This is a genomic window from Flavobacterium sp. GL_143, from assembly GCF_057834355.1.
Genome location: NZ_CM174401.1, coordinates 1,201,967 through 1,215,694, shown reverse-complemented (window position 1 = coordinate 1,215,694; position 13,728 = coordinate 1,201,967). Strand labels below are relative to the sequence as shown.

The 13,728-nt window shown below is 31.8% G+C and carries 14 protein-coding genes; 12 read left to right on the top strand and 2 right to left on the bottom strand.

The window, feature by feature from the left end; all coding sequences use genetic code 11:
* Positions 1-68: 68 nt before the first annotated feature.
* From AC3IPI_RS05225 to AC3IPI_RS05185, 9 genes are all read left to right on the top strand, one after another.
* Positions 69-935, top strand: coding sequence for a thiopeptide-type bacteriocin biosynthesis protein (locus tag AC3IPI_RS05225; protein ID WP_489157581.1), 867 nt, complete (start codon positions 69-71; stop codon positions 933-935).
* Positions 936-999: 64 nt separating this feature from the next.
* Positions 1,000-1,443 carry a GNAT family N-acetyltransferase gene (locus AC3IPI_RS05220; RefSeq protein ID WP_489157579.1) on the top strand — a complete coding sequence of 148 codons (444 nt, stop codon included), beginning with the start codon at positions 1,000-1,002 and terminating at the stop codon, positions 1,441-1,443.
* A gap of 99 nt (positions 1,444-1,542) precedes the next feature.
* Positions 1,543-3,003 carry a lipopolysaccharide biosynthesis protein gene (locus AC3IPI_RS05215; RefSeq protein WP_489157577.1) on the top strand — a complete coding sequence of 487 codons (1,461 nt, stop codon included), beginning with the start codon at positions 1,543-1,545 and terminating at the stop codon, positions 3,001-3,003.
* A gap of 38 nt (positions 3,004-3,041) precedes the next feature.
* A complete protein-coding gene (dut, locus tag AC3IPI_RS05210; RefSeq protein ID WP_086893896.1) occupies positions 3,042-3,476 on the top strand; it encodes a dUTP diphosphatase in 435 nt (144 codons plus the stop codon).
* Positions 3,477-3,554: 78 nt separating this feature from the next.
* Entirely contained in the window at positions 3,555-3,917 is a 363-nt protein-coding gene (locus tag AC3IPI_RS05205; protein ID WP_323490028.1) for a four helix bundle protein, read from the top strand.
* A gap of 53 nt (positions 3,918-3,970) precedes the next feature.
* Complete coding sequence (locus AC3IPI_RS05200) at positions 3,971-4,987, top strand: sugar phosphate nucleotidyltransferase (protein WP_489157574.1); 1,017 nt, start codon at positions 3,971-3,973, stop codon at positions 4,985-4,987.
* A 51-nt stretch (positions 4,988-5,038) separates the two neighbouring features.
* Positions 5,039-6,388: a tetratricopeptide repeat protein gene (locus AC3IPI_RS05195; protein ID WP_039113345.1), complete on the top strand. Its 1,350-nt coding sequence runs from the start codon at positions 5,039-5,041 to the stop codon at positions 6,386-6,388.
* Positions 6,389-6,431: 43 nt separating this feature from the next.
* The gene (gene lolB1, locus AC3IPI_RS05190; protein ID WP_489157572.1) at positions 6,432-7,214 is read left to right on the top strand and encodes a lipoprotein insertase outer membrane protein LolB1; all 783 of its coding nucleotides are present in this window, start codon (positions 6,432-6,434) and stop codon (positions 7,212-7,214) included.
* A gap of 23 nt (positions 7,215-7,237) precedes the next feature.
* Positions 7,238-8,485, top strand: a complete 1,248-nt coding sequence (locus AC3IPI_RS05185) for a murein hydrolase activator EnvC family protein (protein ID WP_039113347.1) — start codon at positions 7,238-7,240, stop codon at positions 8,483-8,485.
* 46 nt (positions 8,486-8,531) lie between these two features.
* Here AC3IPI_RS05185 and AC3IPI_RS05180 read toward each other — a convergent pair whose 3' ends face one another.
* Positions 8,532-8,951: a CBS domain-containing protein gene (locus AC3IPI_RS05180; protein WP_039113349.1), complete on the bottom strand. Its 420-nt coding sequence runs from the start codon at positions 8,949-8,951 to the stop codon at positions 8,532-8,534.
* 229 nt (positions 8,952-9,180) lie between these two features.
* Between AC3IPI_RS05180 and rbfA the strand changes: the two genes are divergently transcribed.
* The 3 genes from rbfA (at position 9,181) to AC3IPI_RS05165 (ending at position 12,380) form a co-directional block, all read left to right on the top strand.
* Entirely contained in the window at positions 9,181-9,573 is a 393-nt protein-coding gene (gene rbfA, locus AC3IPI_RS05175; RefSeq protein ID WP_039113350.1) for a 30S ribosome-binding factor RbfA, read from the top strand.
* 1 nt (position 9,574) lies between these two features.
* Positions 9,575-10,774 carry an ABC transporter permease gene (locus tag AC3IPI_RS05170; protein ID WP_086893895.1) on the top strand — a complete coding sequence of 400 codons (1,200 nt, stop codon included), beginning with the start codon at positions 9,575-9,577 and terminating at the stop codon, positions 10,772-10,774.
* A gap of 178 nt (positions 10,775-10,952) precedes the next feature.
* Complete coding sequence (locus tag AC3IPI_RS05165) at positions 10,953-12,380, top strand: MATE family efflux transporter (protein ID WP_489157569.1); 1,428 nt, start codon at positions 10,953-10,955, stop codon at positions 12,378-12,380.
* A 180-nt stretch (positions 12,381-12,560) separates the two neighbouring features.
* Here the strand turns inward: AC3IPI_RS05165 and dusB are convergent, their stop codons facing one another.
* Positions 12,561-13,553, bottom strand: a complete 993-nt coding sequence (gene dusB, locus AC3IPI_RS05160) for a tRNA dihydrouridine synthase DusB (protein WP_489157567.1) — start codon at positions 13,551-13,553, stop codon at positions 12,561-12,563.
* Between the last annotated feature and the right edge of the window lie 175 nt (positions 13,554-13,728).

Sequence of the window (13,728 nt, the reverse complement as noted above, 5' to 3'; positions counted from 1 at the left end):
GTTAATTTTTTGCCACAAATTATACAAATAAAAATCTGTTAAATCTTTGCGGTTAAAAAAACATAAAAATGAAAAGAGATTTTTGTTTAGGGAGTGAATGGTTGTATTATAAAATATACACAGGAGTTAAAATGACCGATATTGTTTTAGTAGAAAAACTATATCCTATTATTTCATTATTAAAAGAGAAAAATTTAATAAGTAAATGGTTTTTTATACGATATAAAGACCCTGATGAACATTTGAGGATTCGTTTTTTGCTAGCTTCACCTGATAAATTATCTGAAATAATAGCAATTCTTTATCCTGTTTTGGATGAGATGTTAGAGCAAGACATTGTTTGGAAAGTAAAAACGGGTACTTATAAAAGAGAAATTGAAAGGTATGGCCAGAACACAATGATTGATTCAGAATTACTTTTCTACCAAGACAGTGAAATGGTTTTGCAATATTTAATCTTAAAATCGGGATTTGCAAATAACAACATACCATTGCTTTTTAGTTTTTGTGCGATTGATAGTTTTCTAAATTCATTTTTGTTAACAAGTGCAGATAAACTAAAGCTAATGGATGAGTTGCAATTATCTTTTAAAGAAGAATTTAATGCCAATAAGAATCTTAAAAAAGAAATGGATAAACACTATCGAGAGTTATTTCCTGAAATGAATCGATTTTTATTTGATAAAAGTATAAATGATTATCCTGAAGTTTTTGAGTTAATACAAGAAAAACAGACTAAAGTTGATAAAGTGACTTTACAGATTAAAGAAAATCTAGAAATTTCTCTATCAAGTTTTTTAAAGAGTCACATACACATGATGGTAAATAGGCAGTATACATCCAAACAAAGAATGTATGAACTATTAATTTATGATCATTTATATCGATATTATAAAACAATAGTTCATCGACAATCTGTTCTAATTGCCCCATGAATATAGCGATACCAATTATTAATCAGTTTTTTTGATTAATTTTGGCTTCTATTTTTATATCAACATGCAATTTATAATCAAAGAACTTACTACTATTAAAGAAATGGTTGCTCAAATTGCGACCATGCAGTATTTATATCCCAATCTGGATTTGGAGAAATATGAATTATACCTATCAGAAATGGTTCCTCATAGTTATACCCAAATTGCTGTTTTTGAGGATGATGTATGTTTAGGAATTACAGGATGTTGGTCATCTACAAAGCTTTGGTCCGGAAAATATTTGGAGATAGATAATTTTGTTGTGCATCCAGATCATCGTTCTAAAGGAATCGGGAAATTACTGACGGATTATATTGAGAAAAAAGCGCTTGATTTAGGGTGTTCTAATATTGTTTTGGACGCATTTACTTCTAATTTTGCCGCACATCGTTTTTATTATAATCAAGGTTATGGCCCTAAAGGATTTCATTTTGTAAAAATATTAGATGAAAATAAGTTGACTTAATATAAAATAGCATAACATTTCCTTAATGAATCGATAAAAACGATATTAAACCAAAGAATTGGTTATTTTTGTTTTATAAATTTTATTACCACAAATATTTTGGGATTATATAAAAATCTTTTTAAACAGACAGCTATTTATGGGCTTGCGACAGTATTGCCACGAATGCTGAGTTTTTTATTAGTACGATTATACACCGGAATTTTACCAACAGCAGAGTATGGTGAGGTTTCTATCGTGTTATCGTGGATGGTTTTCTTTAACGTAGTACTTTCTTACGGGATGGAAACTGCTTTTTTTAGGTTTTATAATTCCGAACCAGATAAGAAAAATGTCATTGCGACTTCTACAATTTCTATTTTTTGGTCATCGATTATTTTTCTTTTTGCAGCATTAATTTTTAGAAATACACTTGCAACTCTTGCTGAAGTCGATGTACAGTTTGTTACCTATTCGGTTTGGATTTTAGTTTTGGACGCGTTGGTTTTAGTTCCTTTTTCTAAGCTTAGAGCCAATCAGCGACCAATGGTTTATGCAGCAATAAAAATTGGAAATGTAATAGTAAATCTTGTTCTGAATATTTTCTTCTTGATGTACTTACCTAAACTTGCGGCTGATAATCCAAATTCTGTTTGGGATAATTTATATGTAGAAAATTTCCAAATTGCTTATATTTTCATTGCTAATCTTTTGGCAAGTTTGGCAACCTTTATAGTATTGTCTCCAAATTATCTTTCGCTTGGACGAAAATTTGATCCAGTACTTTGGAGAAAAATGATGAAATATGGTTTACCAATTTTGGTGGCTGGATTAGCTTTTGCAGTTAATGAGCATTTTGATAAAATCTTACTAGGTTATTTATTGCCAGAAAACATAGCAAAGTCAGAAGTTGGAGCGTATTCAGCGTGTTATAAATTGGGTTTATTTATGGTTTTATTTGCAACAGCATTTAGATTAGGAATTGAACCTTTCTTTTTTAGCCACGCTAAAAATGCAAATGCACCTCAAACTTATGCAGTAATCACGAAATATTTTGTGATTCTTGGATCATTGATTTTGTTAGGAGTGATTGTTTTTGCAGATATTTTAAAATTACTACTGTTAGAAAATAAATCTTATTGGGAAGCTATGAAAGTAGTTCCGTTAATTATCCTGGCGAACTTTTTCTTAGGAATTTATAATAATTTATCGGTATGGTATAAACTAACTGATAAGACAAAAATTGGTGCTTACATATCAATAGTTGGAGCTATACTAACTTTAGTATTAAATTATCTTTTAATTCCGAAGTATAGTTACTATGGATCAGCAATTGCAACAATTTCGGCTTACGGAAGCATGATGCTTATTTCGTATGTTTTAGGAAACAAGTATTACCCGATACCTTATGATATGAAGAAAATTGGAGCCTATTTAGGAATTTCAATTGTATTCTCGGTTATTTCTTTTTACGGATTCAGAGAAAATTACTTTGTCGGAATTCCATTGTTCCTTCTGTTTGTTTATTTCGTTTATCATAACGAAAAGGATACGATAAAAGGAATTCTTAGCAAAAAATAACAAATTCAAGATTTACATTTAGCTTTAAAAATATAAAAATGACGATTAATATTATCAACAAATCACAACACGATTTACCTAACTACGAAACAATAGCTTCGGCAGGAATGGATTTGCGTGCTAATTTATCTGAACCAATAACATTAAAACCTTTAGAAAGAACCATAGTTAAAACGGGACTTTTTATAGAATTACCAATTGGTTACGAAGCACAAGTGCGACCAAGAAGTGGATTGGCTGCTAAAAAAGGAATCACGGTTTTAAATTCTCCAGGAACTGTAGACGCGGATTATAGAGGTGAGATAGGAGTAATTTTAGTAAATTTATCCAATGAGGCTTTTGTGATTGAAAATGGAGAAAGAATTGCACAACTTATTGTTGCCAAACATGAAAGAGCCGAATGGGTTGAAGTTAACGAACTTTCGGAAACATCAAGAGGCGAAGGAGGTTTTGGTAGTACTGGGGTGAAGTAGTTTGTAGAGATTTCAAAATTCAAAATTCCAAGTTGAAAATTCAAATTTTTTTAATTTCAACTTTAAAATTAAAAAGTTGTGAAAAAATTTGATTTACATGAAAGGCTAATTGATTTTGCAGTTCAAATTATAAAAATAACAGATAATTTAAAAGGAACAAAGGCAGGAAATCATTTATCAGGTCAGATTGTACGTTCAGGAACTTCGCCATCATTAAATTATAGTGAAGCCCAAAGTGCAGAATCTAGAAATGATTTTATTCATAAAATGTCGGTTGTGTTAAAAGAGCTTCGAGAAACACATTCATGTCTGAAAATTATTTTGAGAGCTGAATTGTATTCGAAAGAAGAATTAGATTTAAATATTGCAATAAAAGAAAATGATGAGTTAATTTCAATCTTTGTAAAAAGTTTGGAAACATCAAGAAGTAAAAACAAGTAAAATAATAAGTTTGAATATTCAACTTGGAATATTCAATTTTGAAATAAAAAAACATGAAAATAATCGTTCCAATGGCAGGTCGCGGATCAAGACTTAGACCACATACATTAACTATACCTAAACCATTAATTCCGGTTGCAGGAAAATCAATTGTACATCGTTTAGTCGAAGATATTGCTAAAATTCTTAAAGAGCCTATCGAAGAAGTTGCATTTATATTAGGTGATGAAGCTTTTTTTGGTGATGATGTCGTAGCAAGTTTAAAAGAGTTAGCAAATGGGTTAGGAGCTAAAGCATCTATCTATCGTCAGGATTTACCTTTGGGGACAGGACATGCTATTATGTGTGCCAAAGAATCTTTATCAGGGCCTACGGTAATTGCTTATGCAGATACTTTAATTAGAGCTGATTTTGAATTAGATCCAGAAGCAGATGCTGTGATTTGGGTAAAACAAGTTGAGCAACCAGAAGCATTTGGAGTAGTTAAGTTAAATGCTAATAATGAAATTACGGAGTTGGTCGAAAAACCAAAAGAGTTTGTTAGTGATCTGGCTGTTATAGGAATATATTATTTTAAAGAAGTTGAAATTCTTAAAAATGAGCTTCAAATAGTTTTGGATAATAATATCCAGAACGGTGGAGAATACCAGATTAATGACGGTATTAAAGCAATGATGGCTAACGGAAAAGTTTTTAAAACCGGTAGCGTAGATGAATGGATGGATTGTGGTAATAAAGATGTTACTGTCGAAACTAATTCCAGAATGTTAGGATTCTTGCATAATGATGGAGAACATTTAGTAGATTATGATGTGAAATTAGAAAACTCGACTATTATCCCGCCATGTTATATTGGAGAAAACGTAGTATTGAAAAATGCAACTGTAGGACCTAATGTATCTTTAGGAAAAGGATGTCATGTTATTGATAGTTCAATCAAAAATAGTTTGGTGCAAACTAATGCACAAATAAAAAACGCTAATTTAGACAATGCAATGATAGGAAATCACGTTGTTTACGATGGTAAGTTTACTAGCATTAGCATAGGAGATTATTCGGTTTTAGAATAAACAAGAAGTCAAAAAGGGTTCGTTTTTACTTTAAATGTCAATAATATAAAAATGAAAAAAAGAGTTTTAATAATTGTATTTATGGCTTTGCTTGGCAATCAGGCTTCGATAATGGCTCAAACTGAACCAGAAGATATAGCTATGGCTACCGATGAATTTCAGGACTCTTTTTATGAATCGTTATTACAAAAAGGTATCGAGAATTATGACAAAGCAATAACAGCTTTGCAAAAATGCGAGAAATTGCAACCTAATGACGCAACTGTTTATTTTGAATTAGGTAAAAACTACCTGTCTTTAAAAGATTATAGAAATGCTCAAAGTTCGTTTGAAAAAGCGGTACAGATAAATCCAAAAAACAAGTGGTTTTGGTTGGGTATTTATGATGTTTCTTACCAGACTAAAAATTATCCTTTGGCGATAGAAACGATCCAGAAGATTATTCCGTTTGATGAGGAATATAAAGATGATCTGATTTCTTTGTACATGATTACAAATCAGTGGGACAAAGCACTTGCATTGATTAATGAAATGAATGACAAGTTTGGAAAATCAAGTGAAAGAGAATTATATAAGGCACAGATTTTGTCACAAGGAAAATATCAAAATGTCGAAATAGAAAGTCTTACGGATCAGATTAAGAAAAATCCGAAAGAAGAGTCTAATTATATTGCTTTGATTTCTTTGTATGCAAAGAATAATGATGCTAATAAGGTATTGGAAATTACGCAACAATTAGAGAAAGCAATTCCAACATCGGAGTGGGCACAAGTAAGTTCTTTTAAAACGTATTTAGATCAGAATCAACCTGAAAAAGCAATCCAGGCAATGGATGTTGTTTTAAAAAATTCTAAAATAGATTCGAAAATCAAACATAGAATATTAAACGAATTTCTAATTTTTGTAGGTAAGAATCCACAATATAGTCCTGATTTGGATAAAGCGATTACTTATTTTAAGAATGACCCAGATGTAGATGTTGCAAAAGAAATAGGGAAGTTTTATCATAGCAAAAATCAATTTGATCAGGCAACTAAATATTATGAGTTGTCAGTAAATTCAGCTTCGCAAGTAGATATAGAAACAAATTTACTTTTGCTTCAAGCGTACACCGAAACTAAACAATACGAACCGATGGGAAAACGTTCGCAAGTAATGATAGAAACATTCCCAACGCAACCGCAGTTTTATTTTTATTCGGGATTGGCTAATAATCAGTTGCAACAATTTAAAAAAGCAAAAGACGTTTTAGAAATGGGGCTTGATTATGTTGTAGATGATGTAACTTTAGAAGCAAATTTTAACATTCAGTTAGGAGAAGCTTATAATGGTTTAGGAGATTTGAAGAAAAAAGAAGCGTATTTTGCGAAGGCAAATCAATTATTAAGACAAAAAAAATAAGAATCTTTTATTTTAGGTAAAAGTTCAAAACAAATAAATTCTGATGAAGAAATATCTAATGTTATTGTTACTCGTTTTTATTGTTTCGTGCAAATCGAAATCGGGTGCAGTACAAGGAAATAATACAAGCAAAGAGGAAGTAAATCCAGTTTCTGCGAATAAAATTATCGACGGACATTATAATAATAAATTACAGTTTTCGACTTTATATATTAAAGCTAGTGCAAAATATTCGGATGATAAACAAAATCAGAATGTTACGGCTGAGATAAAAATAAAAAAAGACGAACAGATTTTGGTAAGCATTCGTTTTCTTGGAATTACAATGGCAAAGGCTTTAATTACACCAAATTCGGTAAGCTATTATGAAAAAATAAGCAGCACTTATTACGATGGAGATTTTAGTAGTTTGAGCAAATGGTTAGGAACAGATTTAGATTTTAATAAAGTTCAAAATCTTTTGATAGGTGAAGCAATCGACGACTTAAAAAAAGGAAAATACACTGAAACATTAATTGACAGATTATATCGTTTGGACGAGGCAAAAGAAACGGATATTAAAAAATCATTCTTTTTTGAAGCAGATAAATTGTTATTGGAAAAAGAGCAAATTTCGCAAACTTCCAAAAATATCATGATGCAAATTGCATATGGTGAGAATAGAACTTTTGATCAGGGAATACTTCCAACAAGTATTGCAATAGAAGCGATTCAACCAAAAGGAAAAACAGAAATCAATTTAAATTACAATACAATTACATTTAATGAAGAACTTTCTTTTCCTTATAGTGTCCCAAATGGATATAAAAAAATTATAATTAAGTAAGTTTGCAAAAATATATTTTAAAGATGCCAAAATTTCTCCTAAGCCTAATTCTTATTTGCACCACTTCGTTTATGTGGGCGCAAGACTCGCAACAAGAAAAACTGGAACAACGTAAAGCTCAGATTCAACAAGAAATTAGAGATAACGAAAAAATGTTGCAGTCTGTAAAGAAGAAAGAAAAATCTGCGGTGAATGTTTTTATTGTTCAGTCTAATAAAATAAAACTTAAAGAAAAACTAATCAATACTACCGAAAAGCAAACGAAGCTTTTGAGTAATGATATGTATATCAATCAATCAAAAATTAATAAGCTTAAGAAAGAGTTAGAGATATTGAAAGCTGATTATGCTAAGATGATTCTTAAATCGTATAAAAGTCGCTCAGAACAAAGTAGAGCGATGTTCTTATTATCATCAGAGAGTTTTTTGCAAGCATATAAACGTGCACAGTATATGAAACAATATACTAATTTTAGAAAAAATCAAGGAGAAGAAATTCAGTCAAAATCACTTCAATTAGCTGATTATAATTCAAAATTAGACGGACAAAGACAGGTAAAGAAAAAAATCATTGCCGAAAATGAAAAGGAAAAAGTAGCATTAGAACAAGAAAAGAAAGAACAGCAAAAACTAGTTAACTCGATTAAGAAAGATAAAAATAAGATTATTGCTGATACGAAAAGTAAACAACAGGAATCGAAAAGAATCGACAGACAAATTGATCGTTTAATTCGTGAAGCTATTGCTGCTGCCAACCGTAAAGCTGCTGCAGAAAAAGAAAAAGAAACAGGAACAAAATCTGTTGCTGCAGTATCTGATACAAAAATTGCATTAACAGCCGAAGCTAAATTATTAGCAGCGGACTTTAAAGCTAATAGAGGTAAATTACCTTGGCCAGTAGAAAAAGGATTTGTATCATTGGGTTATGGTGATCAGCCACATCCTATTTATAATACTCTGGTAATTCATAATAGTGGTGTCGAAATCACGACAGAAGCAGGTTCAAACGCAAGAGCAGTTTTTGAAGGAGTTGTATCTAGCGTTATGGTATTATCACCAATAAACAAGGCAGTAATGATCCAACATGGAGATTACTTTACAGTATATCAAAATTTAAGTTCTGTATCTGTAAGTAAAGGAGATAAAGTAAGTATCAAACAAAATATAGGTAAGATTAGAACTAGTGGAGAAACAGGAAAAACAACCATTAAGTTCTTAATACTACAAAATACAACGTACAACAATCCGCAAAGCTGGTTGTATAATATGTAATAAAAAACGGGACATTAGTCCCGTTTTTTTATGGTTATATTTTGATTTAATCGTATTGTTCTAAAAAGTATCTTACAACATCGGTTGTTGTAACAATACCTTTAAGTTCTCCATTATCGACTACAGGTAAAGCATGGAATTCTTCTTTCACAAAAATTTCTGCTAAATCTCTTATAATTGAATCCGATGATACTGTCATAGGTTTAGATGTCATTACTTGAGGAATGGTAAGCATATCCAGGATTGCTTCATCGGCACCTTCTTGTCCTTCAAATAAAGCTCCAAATGTTAATCGGTTTATATCTGTACGACTTATAATACCAATCACTTCTTTACCTCGAACGATTGGAATGTGTCTAATGGTGTTTTTTTTCAACTTTTCGACTACCATTCTTAAGCCGTCATTTTCATTTGCAGTTACTACGGTTTTAGTCATTATATGACTAATTGGTTCTCTCTTTTTCATAATAGATGTGTTGTTATATTTCTATTAAAGGTGTAAAATATTTCTGATAAAAAACATGATTTTTATCACATTGGAGAAATGAAATCGAGGAGGAATAATTATTCCAATTTTAGGCTTTTATTAAAAAAGAGTATCGAAATTTGCACTAATGAAGATAAGAATAGAAAAATCATCTTATTGTTCATTTGAAATTGTATCGATTGAAATTTAAAAATAGTATTTTTGCACTATGGAAACAAATAGACAGAAAAAAATAGGCGGTGTCATCCAAAAGGATTTGGTTGATATTTTGCAAGGTGAAGTGAGAAAAAATGGAATTAACAATTTGATAATTTCAGTATCCAAAGTTAGCGTAACTACAGATTTATCTGTGGCAACAGTATATTTAAGTATTTTTCCTCAGGATAAAGCTAAAGAAACATTGGCAGCAATTAAGTCAAATTCAACTTTGATTAAGCATGATTTATCACAACGTGTACGTTTACAATTACGTAAAGTGCCAAACTTAGTTTTCTTTATAGATGACTCATTAGATTATATTGAGAAAATAGATAATGCATTAGCAAATAGAGATAACCCAATAGAAAATCGTGATCTTTTAGAAAAAAGAAGAAAATCATAGTTTGAACTTTCCCCTTTACATAGCCAAACGGTATATTTTTAGCAAGAGTAAAAACAATGCTATCAATATCATAAATCGTATTGCCAGCCTTGGAATTATTGTTGGTACAATGGCTTTGTTTGTGGTTTTATCCGTTTTTAGCGGATTAAAAGTATTCAGTCTTTCTTTTACAAATGAGATAGATCCTGATTTAAAAATTGAAAGTACCTACGGAAAATCATTTTTGGTTACTCCAGATCAGGAAACTCAGATTAAAAAAATTGAGGGTATCGCTTCGTACACCAAAATAATCGAAGAACGGGTTCTGTTTATTTTTAATGGAAAACAACAAGTTACCTACTTAAAAGGAGTTGATCGTAATTATCCTGTTGTAAACGATATTAGAAAAAAACTCTTTAACGGACAATGGCTAAAACCCGATACGTATCAGGTTGTTGTAGGGTATGGGATTTCTAAAAACTTTTCGATGGGAATATTGGATTTCGAAAATCCATTGCAAGTATTTGCTCCAAAACCTGGAAAGGGCGCTATCGAAAATCCTGAAGAAGCTTTTAGTAAAACCGATGTATTGCCTGTTGGGATATATTCGATAAGCGAGGATTTAGATTCTAAATATGTTTTTGCAGATTTAGGGTTGGTTCAGGAATTATTAGAATATAAGCCGAATCAGATTTCGGGAATCGAGTTTAAGTTAAAACCGAATGCAAACGAATCTAATATCGATTCGCAATTGCAAAAGATTTTCAATAATAAAGTCACTACAAAAAATAGGGCTCAACTTAATGCGTCTTTGTATAAAATGCTTAATACCGAAAACATTGCGGTATATTTAATCTTTACATTGGTGATTATAGTAGCTCTTTTTAATTTAATTGGAGCATTAATCATGATGATCTTGGATAAAAAAGGCAATCTAAAAACGCTTTTTAATCTAGGAACAGAAATCAAAGATTTGCGAAAAATATTTTTGCTACAAGGAACCTTGCTTAGTGTATTTGGAGGATTAATCGGTCTTGTTTTAGGTGTTATTTTGGTCCTATTACAACAACGATTTGAACTGATCATGATTACTGCAACGCTAGCATTTCCTGTTGTTTTTACTCTCGAAAATGTATTTATTGTTTTAGGAACTATATTTTCACTTGGATTTATAGCTTCATTTATAGCAAGTAAGCGCGTTAGCGAAAAATTGCTAGATTAGAATTTTTATTCTAAAATTAAAAATATTACTTATATTTATCGTCTTAAAAAAATACGCTATGATAGTTTCTGCCTAATCCTATTTTATTTTTTAGAATAATTAGGATGCCTTCAAATTTTTTAAGTCCAGCCAATAAATAATTGGTTCTGGACAATTTTATCATATATCCTTAATTATCATGACAGAAACAACAATACAGAAAAGTTTATTTTCTCGAATTTTCTCAACAATAAAACAAGCTATCAAAGGAGATGAATCTTTTGATTACACTTCGGGCAGTATCAAAAAAGCCGTAATTCTTCTTGCTATTCCAATGGTCTTGGAAATGCTTATGGAATCGGTTTTTGCATTGGTCGATTTATATTTTGTAGGACATCTGGAGCATAGTAGTTTTGCTATTCAGGCAGTTGGACTTACAGAGTCGGTTATTACGATTGTTTACTCAATTGCAATCGGGATTAGTATGGCTGCAACAGCAGTTGTTGCTCGTCGTATAGGCGAAAAAGATCCTGTTGCCGCAGCAAAAGCAGGAATGCAAGCCATTATTATTGCTTTTGCAATTAATAGTGTGATTAGTATTTTTGGTTTTATTTATGCCAAAGACATCTTGTTACTTATGGGCGCATCTGCAGAAGCGGCAGAATATGGTTATAAATTCACCCAAATAATGATAGGCGGAAGCTTATGTGTGATGCTTTTATTTCTTATCAACGGAATATTTCGTGGAGCAGGAAATGCTGCTATAGCCATGAAAAGTCTTTGGATTGCTAATATTTGTAATATTATTTTATGTCCGATTTTAATTAACGGACTAGGACCAATTCCTGCTTTTGGATTAGTTGGAGCCGCAATAGCAACAACTTCTGGACGAAGTATTGGTGTATTATATCAATTGTACCACTTGTTTAATGGTCGTGGGGTTTTAAAGATTATTTCATCTTACTTTATTCCAGACTTTGAGCAAATCAAGGCATTGGTAAAAATTGCTGCGCCAGGAGTATTACAATTTGTTATTGCATCTTGTAGTTGGATTTTTCTGGCACAATTGGTAGCAACAACAGGTGGAGATCATGGTTCTGCAGGATATCAAACCGCATTACGTATCATGATGTTTTTTATTCTTCCGGCTTGGGGATTAAGTAATGCTGCAGCCACTTTGGTTGGGCAAAACTTGGGTGCAAAACAAATAGAACGTGCCGAAAAATCGGTTTTTACAACCGCAAAATACAATGTCATTTTTATGGCTACAATTATGCTTATCACATTCTTTTTTGCAAAATATATAGTTTCATTTTTTACCAATGATATCCTTATCCAAAACATAGCTGTCGAAGCATTACAGATTATGAGTTCTGGATACATTTTCTACGGAATCGGGATGGTATTAATTAATACTTTTAATGGTGCTGGAGATACCTGGACACCAACATTAGTAAACTTCTTTGGGTTCTGGTTATTCCAGATTCCATTAGCCTATGTATTAGCGAAACATTTTAAAATGGGACCAACAGGAGTTTTTATTGCAATTCCGGTTGCCGAAACAGCGATAACGTTAGCAAGTATAGTACTTTACAAAAAAGGAAAATGGAAACGTACTCAGGTGTAGTAATTTTAAAAGACTAACACAGATTGCACGAATTTCCACAAATTAATCCGTGGTAATTATACAAGAATGGAAAAACGAAGAATCATTTATGATTGTAAAATAAAAAAGACCGTCAATTGGCGGTCTTTTATTTTAAAACATCTTTGTCAAAGTTTTAAACTTCTCCTTTTTTTATGCTTTTTAAACAAATTCATATCCAGCATATACTTCCTGGATTTCGTTCATTACATTAAATAATCCTTGAGGATCATCGATTGTAACTAGTTTTTGTTTGTATTCTTTAAACGAGTGGATTCCTTTAAAGTAATTGGTATAATGACGACGCATTTCTACAATTCCTAAGCGTTCGCCTTTCCACTCCATCGACCATGTAAGATGGTTTCTTGCGGCTTCTACACGATCACTAACGGTTGGAGCAGGTAAATGCTCACCAGTTTCAAAAAAGTGCTTTATTTCGTTAAAAATCCAAGGATAGCCAATTGCAGCACGACCAATCATTATACCGTCGATACCGTATTCATTTTTAAATTTCAATGCTTTTTCAGGACTATCGATATCGCCATTTCCGAAGATAGGCATTGTAATTCTAGGGTTGTTTTTTACACGAGCAATATGTGACCAGTCTGAATGGCCTTTGTACATTTGAGCACGTGTTCTTGCATGAATCGTTAGAGCTTGCACTCCAATATCTTGTAAGCGTTCGGCAACTTCATCGATATTTATCGAGTTATCATCCCAACCCAAACGGGTTTTTACAGTAACAGGCAAATTAGTACTATCAATAACAGCTTTGGTTAAACGTACCATTAAATCAACATCTTTAAGAACTCCTGCACCAGCGCCTTTACAAACTACTTTCTTTACAGGACAACCAAAATTAATATCAATTAAATCAGGATTCACGGTTGTAACAATTTTTGATGACATTGCCATCGCTTCTTCGTCTCCACCAAAAATCTGAATTCCAATAGGACGTTCGTAATCAAAAATATCCAACTTCATTCGGCTTTTAATAGCGTCACGAATTAATCCTTCCGAAGAAATAAATTCCGAATACATTAAATCGGCTCCGTGTGTTTTGCACAATCTACGGAACGGTGGATCACTCACATCTTCCATAGGAGCGAGTAGTAAAGGAAATTCGGGTAATTCTATGTTGCCAATCTTGACCATCTTCATTATTTTTTGCAAAATTACAACTTTTAGTTTAATTCCTTGCTATTTAGAGATTCAAAGGGGTAGGAGAGGTGTAAAGGCTTAGAGAAGGTTCAGAGGGACAAAGGTTCAAAGGTTTTCTATAGAGGTGCGGCAGTTTATCTCTATAAAAAGATTAAAGGGTCAAAGGTTT